The 22,395-nt window shown below is 63.6% G+C and carries 17 protein-coding genes and 1 tRNA gene; 2 read left to right on the top strand and 16 right to left on the bottom strand.

Annotated features, from left to right (window positions below; genetic code table 11):
- Positions 1 to 4: 4 nt before the first annotated feature.
- The 9 genes from ASD45_RS06490 to ASD45_RS06450 form a co-directional block, all read right to left on the bottom strand.
- Entirely contained in the window at positions 5 to 283 is a 279-nt protein-coding gene (locus ASD45_RS06490; protein ID WP_056910736.1) for a hypothetical protein, read from the bottom strand.
- 226 nt (positions 284 to 509) lie between these two features.
- On the bottom strand, positions 510 to 4,712 hold the full coding sequence (gene rpoC, locus ASD45_RS06485) for a DNA-directed RNA polymerase subunit beta' (protein ID WP_056910735.1): 4,203 nt from the start codon (positions 4,710 to 4,712) through the stop codon (positions 510 to 512).
- A 97-nt stretch (positions 4,713 to 4,809) separates the two neighbouring features.
- Positions 4,810 to 8,949, bottom strand: a complete 4,140-nt coding sequence (rpoB, locus tag ASD45_RS06480; protein WP_056910734.1) for a DNA-directed RNA polymerase subunit beta — start codon at positions 8,947 to 8,949, stop codon at positions 4,810 to 4,812.
- 465 nt (positions 8,950 to 9,414) lie between these two features.
- Positions 9,415 to 9,792, bottom strand: a complete 378-nt coding sequence (gene rplL / locus ASD45_RS06475) for a 50S ribosomal protein L7/L12 (protein WP_056910733.1) — start codon at positions 9,790 to 9,792, stop codon at positions 9,415 to 9,417.
- A gap of 49 nt (positions 9,793 to 9,841) precedes the next feature.
- Positions 9,842 to 10,360 carry a 50S ribosomal protein L10 gene (gene rplJ, locus ASD45_RS06470; protein ID WP_056910732.1) on the bottom strand — a complete coding sequence of 173 codons (519 nt, stop codon included), beginning with the start codon at positions 10,358 to 10,360 and terminating at the stop codon, positions 9,842 to 9,844.
- 474 nt (positions 10,361 to 10,834) lie between these two features.
- Positions 10,835 to 11,410, bottom strand: coding sequence for a hypothetical protein (locus tag ASD45_RS06465; RefSeq protein ID WP_056912628.1), 576 nt, complete (start codon positions 11,408 to 11,410; stop codon positions 10,835 to 10,837).
- Positions 11,411 to 11,472: 62 nt separating this feature from the next.
- Positions 11,473 to 13,662, bottom strand: a complete 2,190-nt coding sequence (locus ASD45_RS06460; protein WP_056910731.1) for a xanthine dehydrogenase family protein molybdopterin-binding subunit — start codon at positions 13,660 to 13,662, stop codon at positions 11,473 to 11,475.
- A 4-nt stretch (positions 13,663 to 13,666) separates the two neighbouring features.
- Positions 13,667 to 14,131 (bottom strand): (2Fe-2S)-binding protein, encoded by a 465-nt coding sequence (locus ASD45_RS06455; RefSeq protein WP_056910730.1) that lies wholly within the window; start codon positions 14,129 to 14,131, stop codon positions 13,667 to 13,669.
- A 311-nt stretch (positions 14,132 to 14,442) separates the two neighbouring features.
- A complete protein-coding gene (locus ASD45_RS06450) occupies positions 14,443 to 16,347 on the bottom strand; it encodes an FAD-binding monooxygenase (protein ID WP_056910729.1) in 1,905 nt (634 codons plus the stop codon).
- 95 nt (positions 16,348 to 16,442) lie between these two features.
- On the opposite strand from ASD45_RS06450, the gene ASD45_RS06445 reads away from it, so the two are divergent.
- Both ASD45_RS06445 and ASD45_RS06440 read left to right on the top strand, forming a co-directional pair.
- The gene (locus ASD45_RS06445) at positions 16,443 to 16,925 is read left to right on the top strand and encodes a MarR family transcriptional regulator (protein ID WP_056910728.1); all 483 of its coding nucleotides are present in this window, start codon (positions 16,443 to 16,445) and stop codon (positions 16,923 to 16,925) included.
- Between the two features lie 101 nt (positions 16,926 to 17,026).
- A complete protein-coding gene (locus tag ASD45_RS06440; RefSeq protein ID WP_056910727.1) occupies positions 17,027 to 17,590 on the top strand; it encodes a nitroreductase in 564 nt (187 codons plus the stop codon).
- A gap of 33 nt (positions 17,591 to 17,623) precedes the next feature.
- Here the strand turns inward: ASD45_RS06440 and ASD45_RS06435 are convergent, their stop codons facing one another.
- From ASD45_RS06435 to ASD45_RS06405, 7 genes are all read right to left on the bottom strand, one after another.
- Positions 17,624 to 18,010 (bottom strand): hypothetical protein, encoded by a 387-nt coding sequence (locus ASD45_RS06435; protein ID WP_210168890.1) that lies wholly within the window; start codon positions 18,008 to 18,010, stop codon positions 17,624 to 17,626.
- 27 nt (positions 18,011 to 18,037) lie between these two features.
- Positions 18,038 to 18,736, bottom strand: coding sequence for a 50S ribosomal protein L1 (gene rplA, locus ASD45_RS06430; protein WP_056910725.1), 699 nt, complete (start codon positions 18,734 to 18,736; stop codon positions 18,038 to 18,040).
- 5 nt (positions 18,737 to 18,741) lie between these two features.
- Entirely contained in the window at positions 18,742 to 19,170 is a 429-nt protein-coding gene (gene rplK, locus ASD45_RS06425; RefSeq protein ID WP_056910724.1) for a 50S ribosomal protein L11, read from the bottom strand.
- A 104-nt stretch (positions 19,171 to 19,274) separates the two neighbouring features.
- Entirely contained in the window at positions 19,275 to 19,835 is a 561-nt protein-coding gene (nusG, locus tag ASD45_RS06420) for a transcription termination/antitermination protein NusG (protein WP_056910723.1), read from the bottom strand.
- 21 nt (positions 19,836 to 19,856) lie between these two features.
- Entirely contained in the window at positions 19,857 to 20,051 is a 195-nt protein-coding gene (gene secE, locus ASD45_RS06415; protein ID WP_056910722.1) for a preprotein translocase subunit SecE, read from the bottom strand.
- Positions 20,052 to 20,229: 178 nt separating this feature from the next.
- Positions 20,230 to 20,305, bottom strand: a tRNA-Trp gene (locus tag ASD45_RS06410).
- Positions 20,306 to 20,463: 158 nt separating this feature from the next.
- Positions 20,464 to 22,266: a gamma-glutamyltransferase family protein gene (locus ASD45_RS06405; protein WP_056910721.1), complete on the bottom strand. Its 1,803-nt coding sequence runs from the start codon at positions 22,264 to 22,266 to the stop codon at positions 20,464 to 20,466.
- Between the last annotated feature and the right edge of the window lie 129 nt (positions 22,267 to 22,395).

Below are 22,395 nucleotides of genomic sequence, written 5' to 3'. Positions count from 1 at the left end.
GCGATCAGCGCCCCTTCCAGCCGGCCTGGGTCGAGCAGGCTTCCATCTCCGTCTTGTGGCTCTTTTCCCACTGCGTGATGGTGCGCGTCTCGTTCGACGACATCTTGTTGTTCATGCAGGTGCAGTAGGCGGTGATCACTTCCACCGTCTGTCCCTCGTCCTTGTTGTCCTTGACGCACTGACCGACCCATTTGACGTCGTCGGAATCGGCGCGGGCCGGACTGCCGGCCAGGATGGTGGTGAAGGTCACAGCGGCAGCAAGCGCAACGAGGACGTGCTTCATTGAGTCTCTCCGATAATGGGAAGCGCCATCCTGACGTTGCCGCCGGCCAAAGTCCTGAACGCCGCGCTGAATTCAGTGGGCCCTTTCTGAATTCTTTCTGAAAGCCGCTCCGTCATAGGCAATCGCGGGCAATCGCGCTTCGCACTGCGGCACAAATGAAAAGGCCGCCCCGGAGGGCGGCCTTTGATCTTGTCAGAGCCAAATAAACGCAGGCTGCGCGCCTGGTTTATTCCGCCGGCGGCAGCGCCGGAGCTTCGATCGGGGTCGCCGCCTGCTTGGCGGCATCCTTCTCGCGCTCTTCCAGGATGAGCGCGTCGCGCTTCATGGCGACTTCGCGCAGCTGGTTCATCATGGCGCCGGTGCCCGCCGGGATGAGGCGGCCGACGATGACGTTCTCCTTGAGGCCGTCGAGCGTATCCGCCTTGCCGTTGACCGCGGCTTCGGTGAGGACGCGCGTGGTCTCCTGGAACGACGCGGCCGAGATGAACGACCGGGTCTGCAGCGACGCCTTGGTGATGCCGAGCAGCACCGGGTGACCGACGGCGGGCTTCTTGCCCTCCTCGACCGCCTTGAGGTTGATCGCATCGAAATCGCTGCGATCGACCTGCTCGCTCGCCAGGAGATCGGTTTCGCCGGCGTCGGTGATCTCGACCTTCTGCAGCATCTGGCGAACAATCACCTCGATGTGCTTGTCGTTGATCATAACGCCCTGCAACCGATAGACCTCCTGGATTTCGTTGACCAGGTAAGCCGCCAGTTCCTCGACACCCTTGATGGCGAGAATGTCGTGCGGAGCGGGATTGCCCTCGACGATATAATCGCCCTTCTCGAGCACGTCGCCATCCTGCAAGTGGATGTGCTTGCCCTTCGGGATCAGATACTCCTTGGGCTCAAGCGACTTGTCGGCCGGCTCGATGGTGATGCGACGCTTGTTCTTGTAGTCCTTGCCGAACCGCACCGTGCCGCCGATCTCGGCGATGATCGCCGCATCCTTCGGCTTGCGTGCTTCGAACAGCTCCGCCACCCGCGGCAGACCGCCGGTGATGTCGCGCGTCTTGGCGCTTTCGGTCGGGATACGCGCAATGACGTCGCCCGCCTTCACGCTGCTGCCCGGATCGACCGAGATGATCGCATCGACCGCGAGCAGATAGCGCGCCTCGCCGCCACGAGCGAGCTTGAGGATGCTGCCATCCTTGCCCTTGACGACCATGGCCGGACGGAGATCCGCCTGGTTGCGCGACGAACCCGTGCGCCAGTCGATGACCACGCGCTTGGCGATGCCGGTCGACTCGTCGAGCTGTTCGGACATCGACAGGCCGTCGACCATGTCCTCGAAATCGACAGTGCCGTCGACTTCGGTGAGGATCGGACGGGTGTAGGGATCCCACTCGGCGATACGCTGGCCGCGCTTGATCTGGTCGCCCTCGTCGACGCGCATGCGCGCGCCGTAAGGAATACGATGGTGCGCACGCTCGGTCCCGTCGGGATCGACCACCGCCACCACCATGTTGCGAACCATCGCCACCGTCTGCCCTTCGGAGTTGCGGGCGATGTTCTTGTTCTTGATGACGATCTTGCCGTCAAAGTTCGACTCGATGAACGACTGCTCGTTGATCTGAGCGGCGCCGCCGATGTGGAACGTACGCATGGTGAGCTGGGTGCCCGGCTCGCCGATCGACTGGGCGGCGATGACGCCCACCGCCTCGCCCATGTTGACCGGAGTACCGCGCGCCAGATCGCGGCCGTAGCACGCACCGCAGACGCCGATCTTGGTTTCGCAGGTGAGCACGGAGCGGATCTTCACTTCCTGCGCGCCCGACTTAACGACCCGATCGACTTCCGGCTCGGTCAGCAGCGTGTTGGCCTTGATCACCACGTCGCCCGAGGTCGGATCCTTGATGTCCTCTGCCGTGGTACGGCCGAGAATACGGATCGCCAGCGGCGCAACGACCGTGCCCGCGTCGATGATGGCGCGGACCGCGATGCCGTTGGTCGAGCCGCAGTCCGGCTCGGTGATGATGCAGTCCTGCGCCACGTCGACGAGACGGCGGGTCAGGTAGCCGGAGTTCGCGGTCTTCAACGCGGTGTCCGCGAGGCCCTTACGGGCGCCGTGGGTCGAGTTGAAGTACTCGAGAACCGACAGGCCTTCCTTGAAGTTCGAGATGATCGGCGTCTCGATGATCTCACCCGACGGCTTGGCCATGAGGCCGCGCATGCCGGCGAGCTGACGCATCTGGGCCGGCGACCCGCGGGCGCCGGAGTGGGCCATCATGTAGATCGAGTTGATCTGCATGTCGCGGCCATCCTTGTCCTTCCGGACCGCCGAGATCTCCTTCATCATCGCATCGGCGATGGCGTCGGTGGACTTCGACCAGGCGTCGACGACCTTGTTGTACTTCTCACCCTGAGTGATGAGACCGTCGTTGTACTGCTGCTCGAACTCCTTGGCGAGTTCACGGGTCTTCTCCACCGTGCCCCACTTCGAAGCCGGCACCACCATGTCGTCCTTGCCGAACGAAATGCCGGCCTTGAACGCGTGATAGAAGCCGAGCGCCATGATGCGATCGCAGAAGATCACCGTCTCCTTCTGACCGCAGTGGCGGTAGACGGTATCGATCATCCCCGAAATCTCACGCTTGGTCATGAGCTTGTTGACGATGTCGAACGGCGCCTTGACGTTCTTCGGCAGCACCGCACCGAGCAGCACGCGGCCCGGCGTGGTCTCGTACCACTTGCGGACCATGTTGCCTTCGGCGTCGACGCCTTCCCAGCGATACTTGATCTTGGAGTGCAGCGTGATCGCCTTGACGTTCAACGCGTGCTCGATGTCGGCCATGTCGCCGAAGATCTTGCCCTCGCCGGGCGAGCCTTCGCGGATCAGCGACAGATAGTAGAGGCCGAGCACGATGTCCTGCGACGGCACGATGATCGGCTGACCGTTCGCCGGATGCAGGATGTTGTTGGTCGACATCATCAGGACGCGCGCTTCCAGCTGCGCTTCGAGCGACAGCGGAACGTGCACGGCCATCTGGTCGCCGTCGAAGTCGGCGTTGAACGCGGCGCAGACCAGCGGATGCAGCTGGATCGCCTTGCCCTCGATCAGCACCGGCTCGAAGGCCTGGATGCCGAGGCGATGCAGGGTCGGCGCGCGGTTCAGCAGCACCGGATGCTCGCGGATCACCTCGTCGAGGATGTCCCAGACTTCCGGCTTTTCCTTCTCGACCAGCTTCTTGGCCTGCTTCACGGTCGTGGACAGACCCTTGGCGTCGAGCCGCGAGTAGATGAACGGCTTGAACAGTTCGAGCGCCATCTTCTTCGGCAGGCCGCACTGATGCAGCTTGAGCTCGGGACCGACCACGATCACCGAACGGCCCGAATAGTCGACGCGCTTGCCGAGCAGGTTCTGGCGGAACCGGCCCTGCTTGCCCTTGAGCATGTCGGCGAGCGACTTCAGCGGACGCTTGTTGGCGCCGGTGATGACGCGGCCGCGACGGCCGTTGTCGAACAGCGCATCGACCGCTTCCTGCAGCATGCGCTTTTCGTTGCGGATGATGATGTCCGGCGCGCGCAGCTCGATCAGCCGCTTCAAGCGGTTGTTGCGGTTGATGACGCGGCGATAGAGATCGTTGAGATCCGACGTGGCGAAGCGGCCGCCGTCGAGCGGAACGAGCGGACGCAGGTCCGGCGGGATCACCGGCACCACGGTCAGGATCATCCACTCCGGCTTGTTGCCGGACTGAACGAACGCCTCGATCAGCTTGAGACGCTTGGCGAGCTTCTTCTTCTTGATGTCGCTGTCGGTCTCGGTCAGCTCAACGCGCAGCTCGGCCTGGAGCTTGTCCAGGTCCATGCCCTTGAGCATTTCGCGAATCGCTTCGGCGCCGATCGCGGCGGTGAAGGAATCCTGGCCGAACTCGTCCTGCGCCTTGAGGTACTCGTCCTCGGACAGCAGCTGACGGTCCTTGAGCGGGGTGAGACCCGGCTCGAGAACGACGTAGTACTCGAAGTACAGGATGCGCTCGAGATCCTTGAGCGTCATGTCGAGCAGCATACCGATGCGGCTCGGCAGCGACTTCAGGAACCAGATGTGCGCGACCGGCGCGGCCAGTTCGATGTGGCCCATGCGCTCACGACGCACGCGCGACAAGGTCACTTCGACCGAGCACTTTTCGCAGATGATGCCCTTGTACTTCATGCGCTTGTACTTGCCGCACAAGCACTCGTAATCCTTGATCGGCCCGAAGATGCGGGCGCAGAACAGGCCGTCGCGCTCGGGCTTGAAGGTACGATAGTTGATCGTTTCGGGCTTTTTGATTTCGCCGTAGGACCACGACAAAATCTTCTCAGGGCTCGCGATCGAGATCCGGATCTGGTCGAAGACCTGAGCCGGAGTCGTCGGGCTGAAAAGATTCATGATCTCTTGGTTCATATTCTTCTCCGCTATGCCGGCATGCCGCCGGCCGCAAATTCAAAACAAAGGCGTGAACGCCGGGCCGCGTCCGTGACGGGCCCGGCAATCGCACTTGTTATTCGGCGGCTTCCGCCGTCGGTCCCGTGCCGTGGCTCGGGGCCTTGGAGTTGTACAGGTCGACATTGAGGCCAAGCGAACGCATTTCCTTGACCAACACGTTGAACGACTCGGGAATACCCGCTTCGAACGTGTCGTCGCCGCGCACGATCGCCTCGTACACCTTGGTTCGGCCGGCGACGTCGTCCGACTTCACCGTCAGCATTTCCTGCAACGTGTAGGCGGCGCCGTAAGCCTCGAGCGCCCAGACCTCCATTTCGCCGAAACGCTGGCCGCCGAACTGCGCCTTGCCGCCCAACGGCTGCTGGGTGACCAGCGAGTACGGACCGATGGAACGCGCGTGGATCTTGTCGTCCACGAGATGGTGCAGCTTCAGCATGTAGATGTAGCCGACCGTGACGTTACGATCGAAAGCTTCGCCGGTACGTCCGTCGAACACGACGGATTGACCCGACTGGTTCTGCCCAGCAAGCTCGAGCATGCTTTCGATGTCGGCTTCCTTGGCGCCGTCGAACACGGGCGTCGCAATCGGCACGCCGTGACGCAGGTTGGTGCCGAGTTCGATCAGACCGTCCTCGTCGAGCGACTTGATCGTCTCGTCATCGCCGTAGACCTTCTTGAGCATCTCCTTGAGCGGCTTGGAGTCGTGCTTGCCGTTGGCTGAGTTGTAGTGATCGACCGCTTGCCCGATCTTGAGACCGAGCCCGGCGCAAGCCCAGCCCAGATGCGTCTCGAGGATCTGCCCGACGTTCATGCGGCTCGGCACGCCGAGCGGGTTGAGCACGATATCGACATGCGTGCCGTCGGCGAGGAACGGCATGTCCTCGATCGGAACGATGCGCGAGACCACGCCCTTGTTGCCGTGACGGCCGGCCATCTTGTCGCCCGGCTGGATCTTGCGCTTCACCGCGACGAAGACCTTGACCATCTTCATCACGCCTGGCGGAAGTTCGTCGCCGCGCTGCAGCTTCTCGACCTTGTCGAGGAAGCGCTGCTCGAGCAGCTTCTTCGACTCGTCGTACTGCTTCCGGATCGCTTCGATCTCGGCCATCAGCTTGTCGTTCGGCGAGGCGAACTGCCACCACTGCGAACGCGGGTACTCGTCGAGCACCGCACGGGTGATCTTGGAGTCCTTCTTGAAGCCCTTGGGGCCGGCAATGCCCTGGCGGCCTTCGAGCAGTTCGGCGAGACGGCCGTAAACGTTACGGTCGAGAATCGCCTGCTCGTCGTCGCGGTCCTTGGCGAGACGTTCGATCTCCTCGCGTTCGATGGCGAGCGCGCGCTCGTCCTTCTCGACACCATGACGGTTGAAGACGCGGACTTCCACGACGGTGCCCTGCACGCCCGGAGGCACGCGGAGCGAGGTGTCGCGAACGTCGGAAGCCTTCTCGCCGAAGATGGCGCGCAGAAGCTTTTCTTCCGGCGTCATCGGGCTTTCGCCCTTCGGCGTGATCTTGCCGCAGAGGATGTCACCGGCGTGCACTTCGGCGCCGATATAGACGATGCCCGCTTCGTCGAGATTCTTCAGCGCCTCTTCCGAGACGTTGGGAATGTCGCGGGTGATTTCTTCCGGACCGAGCTTGGTGTCACGCGCCATCACTTCGAACTCTTCGATGTGGATGGAGGTGAACACGTCTTCCTTCACGATGCGCTCGGAAAGAAGGATCGAGTCCTCGAAGTTGTAGCCGTTCCACGGCATGAACGCGACCAGCACGTTGCGGCCGAGCGCGAGTTCGCCGAGGTCGGTCGACGGACCGTCCGCGATGATGTCGCCCTTCTCGACGCGGTCGCCCACCTTCACCAGCGGACGCTGGTTGATACAGGTCGACTGGTTCGAGCGCTGGTACTTCATCAGCCGGTAGATATCGACGCCCGGCTTGGTCGGGTCGGTCTCGCCGGTGGCGCGCACGACGATACGGGTGGCGTCCACCTGGTCGATGATGCCGGCGCGGCGCGCGGCGATCGATGCGCCCGAGTCACGGGCGACGACGCCTTCCATGCCGGTACCGACGAACGGCGCCTCGGCGCGAACCAACGGCACCGCCTGGCGCTGCATGTTCGAGCCCATCAGCGCGCGGTTGGCGTCGTCGTTCTCGAGGAACGGGATGAGCGCCGCGGCGACCGAAACGAGCTGCTTCGGCGACACGTCCATGAAGTCCACCTTGTCCCGCGGGATTGGGTGAACGTCACGGTTCGAACCGCCACGGCAGATGATCATCTCTTCGGTGAACTTGCCCTTGGCATCGATCGAGGCATTGGCCTGAGCGACGGAATAACGGCCCTCTTCCACCGCCGACAGATAGATGACTTCGTCGGTGACGCGGCCGTCCTTGACCTTGCGGTACGGCGTCTCGACGAAACCGTACTTGTTCACGCGCGCGAACGTCGCGAGCGAGTTGATCAGACCGATGTTCGGGCCTTCCGGCGTTTCGATCGGGCAGATGCGGCCGTAATGCGTCGGATGCACGTCGCGGACTTCGAAGCCGGCGCGCTCGCGGGTCAGACCGCCCGGGCCAAGCGCCGAGAGACGGCGCTTGTGGGTGATCTCCGAGAGCGGGTTGGTCTGGTCCATGAACTGCGAGAGCTGCGAGGAGCCGAAGAACTCGCGCACCGCGGCAGCCGCCGGCTTGGCGTTGATCAGGTCCTGCGGCATGACGGTGTCGATATCGACCGACGACATGCGCTCCTTGATCGCGCGCTCCATGCGCAGCAGACCGATGCGGTACTGGTTCTCCATGAGCTCGCCGACCGAACGCACGCGGCGATTGCCGAGGTTGTCAATGTCGTCGATCTCGCCGCGGCCGTCGCGCAGGTCCACGAGCGTCTTGATGACGGACAGGATGTCTTCCTTGCGCAGGACGCGCATGGTGTCCGGCGCGTCGAGCTCGAGACGCATGTTCATCTTGACGCGGCCGACTGCCGAAAGATCGTAGCGCTCGGAGTCGAAGAACAGCGAACGGAACATCGCTTCCGCGGTGTCGACCGTCGGCGGCTCGCCGGGACGCATGACGCGGTAGATGTCGAACAGCGCGTCTTCACGCGTCATGTTCTTGTCGACCGACAGCGTGTTGCGGATGTAGGCGCCGACATTGACGTGGTCGATGTCGAGGAGCGGCAGCTCCTTGTAACCGGCTTCGATCAGAACCTTGAGGTTCTTCTCGTCGATCTCGCTACCAGCTTCGAGGTAGATCTCGCCGGTCTTGGTGTTGACGAGGTCTTCGGCGATGTAGTGGCCGATGAGCTCTTCGTCGGTCATGCGCAGGGCCTTGAGGCCCTTTTCGGCGAGCTGGCGGGCCTGACGCACGCTGAGCTTCTTGCCGGCTTCGACCACGACTTTGCCGGTGTCGGCGTCAACGAGATCGTTGATCGCCTTGTAGCCCTTCATGCGGTTGGCATCGAAGGGCACGCGCCAGCCGTCCTTGGTGCGCTTGTAAGTGACGTGCTTGTAGAAGGTGCGCAGGATTTCCTCGCCGTCGAGGCCGAGCGCATAGAGCAGCGACGTCACCGGAATCTTGCGGCGGCGGTCGATACGCGCATAGACGATGTCCTTGGCGTCGAACTCGATGTCGAGCCAGGAACCGCGATACGGAATAATGCGGGCGGCGAACAAGAGCTTGCCCGACGAATGGGTCTTGCCCTTGTCGTGATCGAAGAACACGCCCGGCGAACGGTGCATCTGCGAGACGATGACGCGCTCGGTGCCGTTGACGATGAAGGTGCCGTTCGACGTCATGAGCGGAATGTCGCCCATGTAGACGTCCTGCTCCTTGATGTCCTTGACCGACTTGGCGCCCGTCTCTTCGTCGATATCGAACACGATGAGACGCAGCGTCACCTTGAGCGGCGCAGCGAAGGTCATGCCGCGCTGGCGGCACTCGTCGACGTCGTACTTCGGAGCTTCGAACTCGTACTTGACGAATTCGAGCATCGACGCGCCGGAGAAATCCGAAATCGGAAACACCGAGCGGAATACGGCCTGGAGCCCTTCGTCGAGGCGGCCGCCTTCCGGCTCGTTGACCATCAGAAACTGATCATAGGATGCCTTCTGAACCTCGATGAGGTTCGGCATCTCCGCAACTTCTTTGATGGACCCGAAAAATTTGCGTACGCGCTTGCGACCGGTGAACGTCTGCGCCATCGTTTGTTTTCTCTCGTATGTTTTCGGGGGTAAGCGCGGGCGCCTCTCCGAAAAGCCGCATTCCATCGCGGCAATCAGGACAGGCGTCGGGGGCTACCCGGTTCTTCTATGCGATTCGGAACCCTGAGGCCGAAGCCCAGTTACCGAACCGTCGAAACGTTCAAGTCAGTCTCGTCGTGACCACTCTTGCGGGCGGCTCACGTTTTGCCAGCGTGCAGCCCCGATCAAAAAGGGGCCGGTGCCGCTTGCCGATCCGACATCCGCGAGGCTTCTAAGCCTTAGGAATATCGAGTGTTTTTGTCGGAAATGGTGGCTCCCATGGAACCATACACCTCCGGTAGATAAGCAGCCTTCAGCGTTTTGCGACCCCCGGGCGCGGCTCGCGCCCGTCCGGGGATCTAAGCTTGTAGCGATCCCCAAGCCTCGCTGACGCGCGCCCGGGGATGTCGCTCGAGTAACCTGCGGTTACTTGAGCTCGACCTTGGCGCCGGCCTTTTCGAGCGTGGCCTTGATCTTCTCGGCCTCGTCCTTGGCAACGCCTTCCTTGACGGTCTTCGGCGCGCCTTCGACCAGGTCCTTGGCTTCCTTGAGGCCCAGGCCGGTGAGCGCACGCACTTCCTTGATCACTTCGATCTTCTTGTCGCCTGCCGAGGCGAGAACGACCGTGAACTCGGTCTTCTCTTCAGCGGCAGCAGCGCCGGCGCCAGCGCCGGCCGGGCCGGCAACCGCAACAGCGGCGGCAGCCGAAACGCCCCACTTCTCTTCCAGCATCTTCGCCAGATCCGCCGCTTCGAGGACGGTCAGGCTCGACAGGTCGTCGACGATCTTCTGCAGGTCAGCCATTTTTCAGTTCCTATTAGGTTCGAACCAGTTGGGTTGTTGGAGTAGGCCGTCAGGCCGCTTCGCCCTTGGAGGCATAAGCCTGGACAACGCGCGCGACCTTGGCCGCGGGAGCGTTGGTGAGCTGCGCGATCTTGGTCGCCGGCGCCACGAGGAGGCCGAGGATCTTGGCACGCAGTTCGTCCAGCGACGGCAGCGAGGCGAGCGCCTTCACACCGTTCTGGTCCAGGGCAGTTTTGCCCATCGATCCGCCGAGAATGACGAACTGTTCGTTCGCCTTGGCAAAATCGGTTGCAACCTTCGGCGCTGCGATCGGGTCCTTGGAGTAAGCAAGAACCGTCGGCCCCTTCAGAAGGGGCGCGATCGAAGCGACGTCGGTGTCCTTGAGAGCGATTTGGGCGAGACGGTTTTTAGCGACCTTCACCGAACCGCCAGCCTGCCGCATCTGCCTGCGCAGCTGCTGCATCTGGGCGACGGTGAGGCCGGCATAGTGAGCCACCACGACGACAGCCGAAGTCTTGAAGACCTCGGACAGCTCGGTGATGGACTCTTTTTTTGCCGCTCGATCCACTGCAAGCTCTTTCCGGTTTGGCGGCTTCCGCACGTTGCGGGAACCGCCGGGTTACATCCGGCCATCCCGCTATCGGCGCCACGAGTGGACGCAGTCAGGCAGGACAACCATGAAGCCTGCCCCTGACGCAGCTTTCGCGAACGTCAGTATCCGAGGTTCGAACCGTCTTGGCTCGGCCTTGCGACCGGGCAAATTCGGGTCTCATCCCCGTCTGTGCTGGCCCCCTTAGGAGGGATTAAGCGTCAGGCCCTGAGGCCATCGGCACCGGCAGTCTTGGACAGGTCCGCGTTCGCAAGCTCAAATGACGCCGGTTAGCCCCTTCCAGATGACCAATATGGCTCTCTAAAAGGAATGCTGTCCGTTCACCACTGAGTTTGAGAGACGCGCAAAGGCGTGCCGACAAATGGGCCGGCACGCCCTCGGGGGTTGGTTTAGTCCCTTTGGCCGGGGTTGCCAAGGGGGAAATTGCGGCCCTCAACCGGGGCAGACTGCCCCGCTCTCGACCCACGCCTTGAACAGCTGGCCGAACTCGGCCTGGGTTCCCGGCGCCGGTTTCCGGTCCCCGCCCGGGTGCCAGCCCCAGCCGACGAGGCTGTCCTCGGCCATGTGGTGGACCAGGGCGGCCATATCCATGCCGCCATTCCGCTTCGGATCCTTGAGCTGCTCGCAGATCTGCCCAAGCGACTTGCCCTGCCAGGCCATTTCGATCGGCGCGAGGTGCCATTCCGGGTGGCCCGGAACATTGGCGGGGTCGAAGTTCGTGGCGTGATGGCAGGTGCCGCAGCGCAGGCCGCCTTCGGCGCCGAAACCATCGGGGCCGCGCACGACCAGCGGGATATGCGGCCGCATGGCCTCGGTCTGCGTCGGGCGATCGCCGGCCGGATGGCAATTGAGGCAGCGCGGGCTTTGGATGACCTTGCCCGCCTCTTCAAACAGCGCCACGGAACGTGCGCGCTGGTCCTTGATCGCGTTAAAGCTCTCGACCGGCTCAAGTCCGTCTTTGGCCGTAGCGGCGACCGCGCGATCGACCGCATTGGTCGCGACCAGCATGGGCGCCGCCGCGCAAAGACCGCCGACGATCAAAGCGGCGGCATACATCACCGACGAACGCATCAGGCATTCCTCCCGGCCGGCACCATCGGCAGGCTGCGCGGACGCTGCACGCCGAGCCGCGCCATCGCATTGGCAATCGCCGGACCGACCGGCGGCACACCGGGCTCGCCGACGCCGGTTGGCTTTTCGCTCGACTTGACGATGACGACTTCGACCTCCGGCATCTCGTTGATGCGCAACGACCGGTACGAGTCGAAGTTCTTCGGCACCACGCGGCCGCCGTCGAGCGGCAGGTCCGCATAAAGAATGTGACCGACGCCGAAGCCGATGCCGCCTTCCATCTGCGCGCGGATGACGTCCGGATTGACGGCAACGCCGCAATCGACCGCGCACCAGACTTTATGCACGCGCGGCTCGCCATTTTTGCCGATCGACACTTCGGCAATCTGCGCGACGAAGGTATCGAAGCTCTCCACCGCCGCCACACCGCGTGCGCGGCCGTTGCCGACCTCGGGCCCGTTCCACTTGGCGAGTTCGGCAACGGCCTTCAGCGCACCGGCGAGACGCTTGCTCTTGTCCTTGGTCATCAGTTCGAGCCGGCCGGCGACCGGGTCCTTGCCGGCCTCCTGCAACAATTCGTCAATGAAGCTTTCGACCGCATAAGCGGTGTGGGTATGACCGACGGAGCGCCACCACAACGTCGGCACGCCGACATCGGCGGTATGCAGATCGCACTGGAAGTTCTCCACCGTATACGGCAGTTCGTTCGAGCCTTCGACCTGCGTCGGGTCGACGCCGTCCTTGATCATGCCGGCGAACGCAGAGCCCGCCATGAATGACTGGCCGACGACGGTGTCGCTCCAGGCGACGATCTTGCCGTTCTCGACCGCGCCCTTCATGCGATGCAGGAACATCGGACGATAATAGCCACCGCGAATATCGTCGTCGCGCGTGCGCACCAGTTTGATCGGCTTGTTCGGACCGATGGCCTTGGCAGCTTCCGCAAGTTCGATGGCAAGTTCGGCGGTCGCCTGGGCGCGGCGACCGAAACTGCCGCCGGCGAGCAGCATGTCGATCGTCACCTGCTCAGGTTTGAGGCCAAGCACCTTGGCAATGGCGCCCTGGTCCACGGTCTGGAACTGACAGCCATACTTGGCTGCCGCCCGCTCGCCATCCCAATTGATGAAGCCGTTGAGCGGCTCCATCGGCGCATGGGCGAGATACGGGAATACGTATTCGGCTTTGACGACCTTTGCCGCCGAATTTGCGCTGGCCTTGGCCAGGGCACCGACCGCATCGCCTTCACGGCCAGCGATGATGCCGGTCTTGTCCGCCGCCGCGCGATACTCGGCGAGCAATTCAGGGGTGCCGCGCTTTTCCGCCGCGCTCTCGTCCCAGGTCACGCGCAAGGCCTCGCGGCCCTTCATCGCCGGCCACATGCCATTGGCGTAAACGGCAACGCCGGACGACAGCGCTTTCACATCGACCACACCCGGGATCTTGCGGGTCTCGGCATCGTCGAAGCTGGCGACCTTGCCGCCGAACCGCGGCGGATGCGCGACCAGCACGGTGAGCATCCCCGGTTCGTTGATGTCGATGGTGAAGCGCGCCTTGCCGTTGGTCTTGTCGGGAATATCGAGGCGGGTGATCGCGCCTTCCTTGCCGATGAGCGTAAAGTCTTCCGGCTTCTTCAGCGTCACATTGGTCGGCACCGGCAACTTCGCCGCCGCCTGCGCCAGTTCGCCGAACGTGGCCTGACGATTCGACACCGCATGCTTGACGACGCCCTTGGTCACCGTGATCGCGTCGGCCGGCACCTTCCATTGCTCGGCGGCCGCCTGCACCAGCATGGCGCGGGCGCTGGCCCCCGCCTTGCGCAGTTGCTCGAACGAGTTGGCAATCGCGCTGGAGCCGCCGGTGCCTTGGATCGGGCCGAAGGCGAGGTTGTTGTAGAGCTTGTTGTTCGCGGGCGCACCCTCGACGCGCATCTGCGCCCAATCGGCGTCGAGCTCTTCGGCGACGATGGTGGTGAGACCGGTGTACGGGCCCTGCCCCATCTCGATGTGCTTGGACAACACGGTCACGGTGTTGTCGGTGCCGATGCGCACGAAGGCATTCGGCGCAAACGGGCCGGCCGGCGCCGCTGCGGTCTGTGCTTTGGCCAGCGGCGGCAAATAGAATGCAATGGTGAGGCCCGCAGCCGCCTTGAGGATGGAACGGCGCGACAGATCGGTCTGATGAATTGTCATGGCGTCAGCCCTTCAGGGTCTTCGCGGCATCGTGGATGGCGGCGCGGATGCGGACATAAGTCGCGCAACGGCAGATGTTGCCGTTCATGGCGAGATCGATGTCCTCGTCGGTCGGCTCCTTGACCGACTGGAGCAGCGAGACCGCGCTCATCACCTGCCCGGATTGGCAATAGCCGCACTGCGGCACTTCGCGCGCGACCCAGGCTTTCTGCACGGCCTCCGTTTCCGGACCCGCCATGCCTTCAATCGTGGTGATTTCGCTGTCGCCTACGCCGGACACGGGCATCGAGCAGGACCGCAACGGGCTGCCATCCATTTGCACGGTGCAGGCGCCGCACTGGGCAATGCCGCAACCGAACTTGGTGCCGGTCAATTGCAGATTGTCGCGTAACACCCAAAGCAGCGGAGTATCGGGTAGTACATCGACGGAATGGGATTTGCCATTCACCTTGATCGAGAAAGCCGCCATAGACCCCTCCAAGGATGCCTTTCGTCAAAGACATCGCACCTGTCGTTCCCACCGGAACAGAAAGTCGAAGCCCGCCACCCCCGCGGGGCGACAAGTGGAATCGATCTAGGGAGGGAGAAGCCAAGAACAAGGCAGAGGTCGACAGATTTTCGTCAGACCTTCGGCGGATGATGACAACAGAGTCGACACGATCGAAGCACAGAAAAAAATTTCACGGCGCTCGGCAAGTTACGACAATTTCGCAACGGCTGCGGGACTCACGCAGCAAATTTGCATAGCGATGCGTCAACGTCACTGACCCATGCGCCGGATCAGGCCGTCAACATGAAGCCATCAAAGTATGTCGCAAGCTCTTCGTATGCATGCATCGGCAAGACATGGGCGACATACTGGTCCGGACGCACAATAACTAGGCAGCCCTGCGCGCGGTCCACGCCGCGCATGTCAAAGATGTCGTGGCCGCCCTTGAGATCCGGTGCGAAAACCTTTTCGTAGTCGCGCAGCCCGAACTTGCCCTTCGCCGGCAGCAGCAACGGCGGCATCGCATTGATCGCCACATCGCGGTGGCCTTGCTGCACGATCGCCCGCACGTCGAAAACGGCGTCGATATCGGCGCCGGCCGGCGTGTACTTCCTGATCGGCGACTCCGCCGCCGTGGCGAGGAAGTCACACAGCGCGCGAAGCCGGCCGCCGGCCTGTCCGGCATCGCCCTTCGGCGCAAAGGCGAACAGCCGCCAGCGGCCGTCGGCTTTCACGGTGTGACCAAGCTCGATCTTCATGGCATCGCCAACGCGAATCACCGGCGCTGAGTGGAACCGTGTGCCGATGGTCAGGCCCTTGGCGAGATGCTGGTGCGTCGGCTCGCCGGTCAGCAAAGCCGGACGATAGCGTGTCGCGGTGCCGGCGGTGTAACGGCCGTGCTGGACGAAGTAGCGCTGCGTCTCGGCGGGATCCGCGCCCTTCGATGACGAGATCACCTTCGCCCATTCGCGATCGAAGTCGATCAGTTCCTTGGCCACCGCCTGGCGTTCGCCGGAGTAAGTGTGCAGCAACTGGGGTTTGGCGCGGCCACGCAGCACCGACGCCAGCTTCCAGCCGAGATTGAAGCCGTCCTGCATCGACACGTTCATGCCCTGCCCGGCCTTCGGCGAGTGCGTGTGACAGGCGTCGCCGGCGATGAACACGCACGGCAGTTCATCCGCCGCACCGTCTTCGACGTTGTCGAACTTGTCGCACAGCCGCTGCCCGATCTCGTAGACCGACCACCATGCGACCTCCTTGACGTCGAGCGTATAGGGTTTGAAGACGCGACGCGCTGCGGCGATGACCTGATCGGCAGCGATGTTACGATTGCCCACCCGTTCACCCTCATCCAGCTTGTCCATTTCGACATAGATGCGAAACAGATAGCCGCCTTCCCGCGGAATGATGATGATGCTGCCGTCGGCAGCCGACTGAATGAGGCTCTTCATCCGCACGTCGGGAAAATCGGTCACGGCGAGCACATCCATAACGCCCCAGGCGTGGTTGGCCGAGTCGCCCTCGAGCGTGCGGCCGATCGATTTGCGCACCTGGCTGCGTGCGCCGTCGCAGCCGACGACGTAACGCGCCTTGATGGTTTCGATCTCGCCTTGGTGCGCTTCATCGACGCGCTCAAAGCGCGCGGTGACGCGATGAGGGTCGTTGCCGGCTGTGTCGATGTGAAGATCGATCAGGCGCCGCGCGTAATGCGGCTCGAGCTTCGCCGGCGATTTGCGCATGACGTCGAGATAGAAATCATGCACCCGCGCCTGGTTGAGCACGACATGCGGAAACTCGGAGAGGCCGTCCTCGACGTCCTGAATGCGGCCGGAACTCGCGATGTTCGCGGGCTGCCGGTCGTCGGGCTTCCAGAACGTGGTTTCGTTGATCCAGCACGCCTCCTTCAGAACCTTCTCGCTGAAGCCGAAGGCCTCGAACATTTCGACGGTGCGGCAGGCGATGCCGTCGGCTTGGCCGCGCAGCAGCGGGCCCGTCTTCTGTTCGGCGATGACGGTTTTGATGTCGGGAAAGGCGGCCAGTTGCGTGGCCAGCGTCAAACCGGCCGGGCCGCAGCCGACGACAAGAACATCGACTTCCGCGGGCAACGCGCCTTTCGCGCCAGACTCCGGATAGCGCTGCGCCGTATCGGCGATCTCCGGATCGCCGGGCTCGAAACCATTGAGATGGAATTGCATGTCACCTCCCCGGCCTTCCCCGAAGGCTCGCGCTTTGCTTATTGCGAAGTATGCTGATGATCAGTATGCTTGTCAAATAGCGGCAGGAGGATCGGGTGAAGGATCTCAACGATAAACCGGGGCACCTCGCCCGCCGTTTCCAGCAGATCGCGGTCGCCGTGTTTCATGCCGAGATGGAGGAAGCCGGATTCGATCTGACACCGGTTCAGTATGCCGCGCTGGTGGCGATCGCGGCTCATCCGGGGATGGACCAGGCGACGCTCGCCGGGACCATCGCCTATGACCGCACCACCATCACGGGCGTCATCGACCGGCTGGCGCAAAAGGGACTCGTCGTCCGCACGCCAAGCCCGCGCGATCGCCGCGCCCACGAACTCTCGATCACAGCGGCCGGCGACAAAATGCTGCGGCAAGTCGAACCCGCGGTTCAGGCCGCGCAGCGTTCAATGATGCGTGGGTTGACGGCGGCAGAAGGCAAGGAATTGATGCGCCTGATGCGCAAGGCGATCGACGCCGGCAACGAACTCAGCCGGGCGCCGATGCGCGAGATGGCGAGCGCCGAGGCGAAGAAAGCCTGAGCCGCGCCGCCTTCCCGCGCGATTTGATGTCGCTCAAGATGGTGCGACGCCGCTCCTGCTACTGACGAAGCTTCCCGTCGGCAGATGTGCGGAGCCGAGCCATGGACCTCAACGAAGCGATTGCCACGCGCCGCGCCGTGCGCGCCTACAAACCCGACGCCGTTGACGACGCCACAATCCGCGCGCTGATCGACGCGGCGATCCAGGCGCCGAGCGCGATGAACGAGCAGCCGTGGACCTTCACGGTGGTGCGCGGCCAGCCGCTGCTCGACCGCATCTCGCAGGAAGCCAAGGCGCACATACTGCGCACCACGCCGGCCGGCCTGCTGTCGCATCATTTCAGCGAGATTCTGTCGGACCAGACCTTCCACATTTTCTATCACGCGCCGGCGCTGATCGTGATTTCGAGCCGCAGCGAAGGCCCATGGGCGACGATCGATTGCACGCTGGCGGCGCAGAATCTGATGCTGGCGGCGCGCGGACGCGGTCTCGGCTCGTGCTGGATCGGCTTTGCCCAATCCTGGCTCGGCACGCCGGAGGGCAAGGCTGCGGTGAAGCTTCCCGCTTCTTATATGCCCGTCGCGCCGATCATCGTCGGCCATCCGGTCGCGTTCCCGGCCGCGGTCGCGCGACAGCCGGCGCAGATCAGCTGGGCCGAAGCGTAAGCGGATGATGCGGCGTTCGTCTCGCCGTCGCGGCTATTGAGCGCCGCCGGAATGATCGGACCGCCGTGCGGCGATCGGCTGACGCGCCAGTTCGCGCGTCGCCTCGGCCACCAGCGCGGCGCTGAAACGATGACGCAGCACCGCCCACAGCTTCGAGGCGATGCCCGATGGCGTCAGCCGCAACAGGTTTTCCTGATGGCGCATCCCCTTGCCGCCGGGGACCAAGCCAAGCGGGCGAACGAGGCAATAGTCCCCGTTGGACATCCGCACCAGCTCGACATCCTTGTAGGTCTCACGCTTGAAGTAGCCCAGCACGCCCCGGATCCTCACAGCCTGTGCGAAGAATGCACCGGCCTGTGATTCGGTCAATTGAGGCAGGCCGCAAATGAAAAGGCCGGACGCGAGGTCCGGCCTTTCCAATTTCCAGATACCGCGTTGCGGTATCGCTTACGCCTTCGGCGCCGCGAGAGTCGAAGTATCGACCTTCACGCCCGGGCCCATGGTCGAGGAGACCGCGACCCGGTTGATGTAGGTGCCCTTGGCGCCAGCGGGCTTCGCCTTGTTCACGGCATCGACGAACGCCATGATGTTCTGCACCAGCTTCTCTTCCGAGAACGACGCCTTGCCGACGCCGGCCTGAACGATGCCGGCCTTCTCGACGCGGAACTCGACCGAGCCGCCCTTCGAAGCCTTCACCGCACCGGCGACGTCCATGGTCACGGTGCCGACCTTCGGGTTCGGCATCATGCCGCGTGGGCCGAGCACCTTACCGAGACGGCCGACCAGCGGCATCATGTCCGGCGTGGCGATGCAGCGATCGAAGTCGATCTTGCCGCCGTTGACGATCTCGACGAGATCTTCCGCACCGACAACGTCGGCACCGGCCGCCTTGGCCTCTTCCGCCTTGGCGCCGCGCGCGAACACGCCGACGCGCACGGTACGACCCGAGCCGTTCGGCAGGTTGCAGACGCCGCGGACCATCTGGTCGGCGTGCTTAGGATCGACGCCGAGATTCATCGCGACCTCGATCGTTTCGTCGAACTTCGCCTTGGCGCGTTCCTTGACCAGCTTGACGGCTTCCGTGATCGGATAAGCCTTGGCCGGATCGATGCCCTTCTTGATTTCAGTCGTGCGCTTGCCTGACATGACCCTTACTCCGCCACCTTGAGACCCATGGACCGGGCCGAACCTTCGATCATCTTCATCGCCGCATCGATATCGTTGGCGTTGAGATCCTTCATCTTCTGTTCGGCGATTTCCTTGATCTGCGCCTTGGTCACCGAACCGACGATGTCGCGGCCCGGCGTCTTCGACGCGGATTCAAGCTTGGCGGCCTTCTTGAGGAAGTAGGACACCGGCGGGGTCTTCAGTTCGAAGGTGAACGAGCGGTCCTGGTAGGTCGTGATGACCACCGGGATCGGCATGTTCTTTTCCATTTTCTGGGTCTGCGCGTTGAACGCCTTGCAGAACTCCATGATGTTGAGGCCGCGCTGACCCAGCGCCGGACCGATCGGCGGCGACGGGTTGGCAGCGCCGGCAGGCACTTGCAGTTTGAGGAATCCAGTGACTTTCTTAGCCATACTCTCTCTCCGTTAGTGGTGCGGTTTTTGACAGCCGGCTAAGCCGCCTCACCTTCCACATCTGGCTTGTCGCAGCCGGGGCGATCCCGGCCGCCTCGCAACGATCAGACCTTTTCGACCTGACCGAATTCCAGTTCGACCGGCGTGGCGCGGCCGAAGATCGACACCGCGACCTTGACGCGCGAACGCGCTTCGTCGACTTCCTCGACGACGCCGTTGAACGACGCGAACGGGCCGTCCGACACGCGCACGTTCTCGCCGACCTCGAAGGACACCGACGGCTTCGGCCGCTCGATGCCTTCCTGCACCTGCTGCAGGAGGCGCGTCGCCTCGGCATCCGAAATCGGCATCGGCTTGTTGTCGGCGCCGAGGAAGCCGGTGACCTTCGGCGTGTTCTTGATGAGATGGAAGACCTCGTCGGTCAGCGCCATCTTCACCAGCACATAGCCGGGGAAAAACTTGCGTTCCGAGTTCACCTTGCGGCCGCGCCGCATTTCGGTGACGGTTTCGGTCGGGACCAGCACTTCGTCGAAGTGGTCCTCGAGGCCGCGCTGCTTGGCCTGTTCGCGGATCGAATCGGCAACCTTCTTCTCGAAATTCGAGTAGGCGTGCACGATGTACCAGCGCTTCGGGCGCGTCGTGGCGGTGGTGGCGGTATCGTTCATTGCTGCAATGGCCTTGAGCTATCAGCCGCCGAGACCAAGGACGAAGGTCACGGCCAGCCGGATCACTTGATCGGCAACCAGGAAGAATATCGACGCGACGGCGACCATGACGAACACCATGGCGGTCGTGATCATTGTTTCCTTGCGCGAAGGCCACGAGACCTTGCGCGTTTCCTCACGCACTTCCTGAAGAAACTTGAACGGAGACGTTGCCATTCAGTTCAATCCTAACATCAAGTCGTGGCGGCCTGTTTCATCCAGTGACGCCGAAGTATCTAAGTATGCGGGAGCGAAATTGCCGCTCTATTCCCTCGCCCGACAACCGTTTCCGTTTGGACCTGCAAGGGGCCGGCTCAATCCGGCTCGAAAAGCCGGGAAAGAAGCCGGGCCGCCTTGGCAGGGGCGGCAGGGTTCGAACCCGCGACCCCCGGTTTTGGAGACCGGTGCTCTACCAGCTGAGCTACACCCCTCCGGAAGCGGAAGCGGCGGACCATAGAAGGGTCCGCCGCCGCGACTTCATGCATGATCGTGCGCGGCTTTGCAAGGGCAGAAACGGACAGGATTCGGGCCGGATTCAGGCACAGACCGGGGGCTGCCGGCCGAATCCGCACCTGCCGCCCCCGCCGCCTTACCGGCCGGCGGCATAGCCCTGCATGCCGCGCGGATTGGCCGCCGCCCGGCGCCTGACCCCATCCAGCGAGGCCGCGACCAGGCGCCCCTCGGACCAGTCGTCGCCGACTTCGACGATATGGCCGCGCCGGCGCAACTCGTCGATCGTGGCCTTGGGCAGCCGGTTCTCCACCACCAGCACGCCGGGCCGCGACTGCCGAGGCCAGAACGATTGCGGGAAATGCTCGCTGTGCCAGGCCGGGGCGTCGATCGCCTCCTGCAGGTTCATGCCGCAGTCGGCGTGGCGCAGGAAGAACTGCGGAATCCACTGGTCCTGCTGGTCGCCGCCGGGCGAGCCCCAGGCCAGGTAGGGCTTGCCGTCGCGCAGCGCCATGGACGGCGACAAGGTCGAGCGCGGCCGCTTGCCCGGCAGAAGCGCCGCGGGATGGCTCGGGTCGAGCCAGAACATCTGCGCCCGGGTGCCGAGACAGAAACCGAGTTCGGGAATGACCGGCGAACTCTGCAGCCAGCCGCCCGACGGCGTCGCGGCGATCATGTTGCCGTCCTTGTCGACGATGTCGAAATGCACGGTGTCGCCGCGCACCTGCCCGAGACGGCCGACCGTCGGCTCGCCGGCGCCCGAGGCGCCGACCGCAACGCGCTCGGCGCTGGAGACGCGGGCATCGACCTTGCCGCCGAAGCCTTCGATGGTGCCCGGCCGCAATTCCATCGACGCCCGCTCGCCGATCAGCGCGCGGCGCTCTTTATTATAAGCGTCCGACAGCAAGGTCTCGACCGGCACCTCGACGAATTTCGGATCGCCGTAGAACGCCTCGCGATCGGCGAAAGCCAGCTTCGAGGCTTCGACGATCAGATGGACGAACTCGGGATCGGTCGGCTTGAGCTTGCTCAGTTCAAAGCCCTTGAGCAGCGCCAGTTGCTGCAACGCCACCAGGCCTTGCGTCCACGGCCCGGCCTTGAGCACCCGGTAGCGGCCGTAGTCGTAGCTGATCGGCTCCTCGACGGTGGACTGCCACGTCGCCATGTCCTGACCGCTGAGGACGCCGTGATGGCGTTCGCCGGTGACGTCCATCACCGCCTGCGTGCGGCAGAAACGGTCGATCGCCTCGGCGACGAAGCCTTGCGACCAGCTCCTGCGGGCCGCTTCGATCTGCTGCTCGCGACCGCCGCCCGCGGCTTTCGCCTCGCGGATGATGCGCTCATAGGTGCCCGCGAAAACGGTGTTGGTGAACATCGTGCCAGGCGCCGGCACATTGCCGTGGGGCATGTAGACCGCGGCCGAGGTCGGCCAGTGCTCGCGGAACAGATCCTTGACGGTGTCGATGGTGGCGCTCGCCCGCTCGACCAGCGGATGACCGTTACGCGCGTAAGAGATCGCCGGCGCCAGCACCTCGTCCAGGGTCATGGTGCCGTAGTCGAGCAACAGCCGCATCCAGGTGTCGAAGGTGCCGGGCACGCAGGCGGCCAGCAGGCCGGTGCCGGGCACGAGATCGAGGCCAAGGGAACGGCAATGTTCGATGCTCAGGCCCGCCGGTGCCGGGCCCTGCCCGCAGATCACTTCGGTCTTGTCGCGGCGTGCATCGTGCAAAATGACCGGCACGTCGCCGCCCGGACCGTTGAGATGCGGCTCGACCACCTGCAGCGTGAAGGCCGTGGCGCAGCCGGCGTCGAAGGCGTTGCCGCCCTTCTCCAGGATCGACATGCCGACCGCGGTCGCAATCCAGTGCGTCGAGGCGACGACGCCGAAGGTGCCTTCGATCTCGGGCCGCGTGGTGAAGGGCGACGGATTGATGAAGGCCATGGCGAACCTTTCGAAGCGAGCGGAAGCGGCGGGAGTATCTCGATAGGCCGCGGCGGAAGCCGGGGTCAATGGCGGCGGCGTCATTGCTCCAATGCGACGGCCGACCCGTACGCCGTGCCCTGTCGATGG

The organism is Pseudolabrys sp. Root1462, from assembly GCF_001426945.1.
GTDB lineage: Bacteria > Pseudomonadota > Alphaproteobacteria > Rhizobiales > Xanthobacteraceae > Pseudolabrys.
This window is presented reverse-complemented; position numbering and strand designations above follow the sequence as displayed.

Excerpts from the sequence above, each read along its gene's own strand:
- ASD45_RS06440 (WP_056910727.1), top strand. The coding sequence starts at position 17,027 with ATGGACCTCAACGAAGCGATTGCCACGCGCCGCGCCGTGCGCGCCTAC.
- ASD45_RS06405 (WP_056910721.1), bottom strand. The coding sequence starts at position 22,266 with ATGGCCTTCATCAATCCGTCGCCCTTCACCACGCGGCCCGAGATCGAA.
- secE (WP_056910722.1), bottom strand. The coding sequence starts at position 20,051 with ATGGCAACGTCTCCGTTCAAGTTTCTTCAGGAAGTGCGTGAGGAAACG.
- rpoC (WP_056910735.1), bottom strand. The coding sequence starts at position 4,712 with ATGAACCAAGAGATCATGAATCTTTTCAGCCCGACGACTCCGGCTCAG.
- ASD45_RS06490 (WP_056910736.1), bottom strand. The coding sequence starts at position 283 with ATGAAGCACGTCCTCGTTGCGCTTGCTGCCGCTGTGACCTTCACCACC.
- rplL (WP_056910733.1), bottom strand. The coding sequence starts at position 9,792 with ATGGCTGACCTGCAGAAGATCGTCGACGACCTGTCGAGCCTGACCGTC.
- ASD45_RS06460 (WP_056910731.1), bottom strand. The coding sequence starts at position 13,662 with ATGACAATTCATCAGACCGATCTGTCGCGCCGTTCCATCCTCAAGGCG.
- rplK (WP_056910724.1), bottom strand. The coding sequence starts at position 19,170 with ATGGCTAAGAAAGTCACTGGATTCCTCAAACTGCAAGTGCCTGCCGGC.
- rpoB (WP_056910734.1), bottom strand. The coding sequence starts at position 8,949 with ATGGCGCAGACGTTCACCGGTCGCAAGCGCGTACGCAAATTTTTCGGG.
- rplA (WP_056910725.1), bottom strand. The coding sequence starts at position 18,736 with ATGTCAGGCAAGCGCACGACTGAAATCAAGAAGGGCATCGATCCGGCC.
- ASD45_RS06465 (WP_056912628.1), bottom strand. The coding sequence starts at position 11,410 with ATGCTGGTCGCGACCAATGCGGTCGATCGCGCGGTCGCCGCTACGGCC.
- nusG (WP_056910723.1), bottom strand. The coding sequence starts at position 19,835 with ATGAACGATACCGCCACCACCGCCACGACGCGCCCGAAGCGCTGGTAC.
- ASD45_RS06450 (WP_056910729.1), bottom strand. The coding sequence starts at position 16,347 with ATGCAATTCCATCTCAATGGTTTCGAGCCCGGCGATCCGGAGATCGCC.
- ASD45_RS06455 (WP_056910730.1), bottom strand. The coding sequence starts at position 14,131 with ATGGCGGCTTTCTCGATCAAGGTGAATGGCAAATCCCATTCCGTCGAT.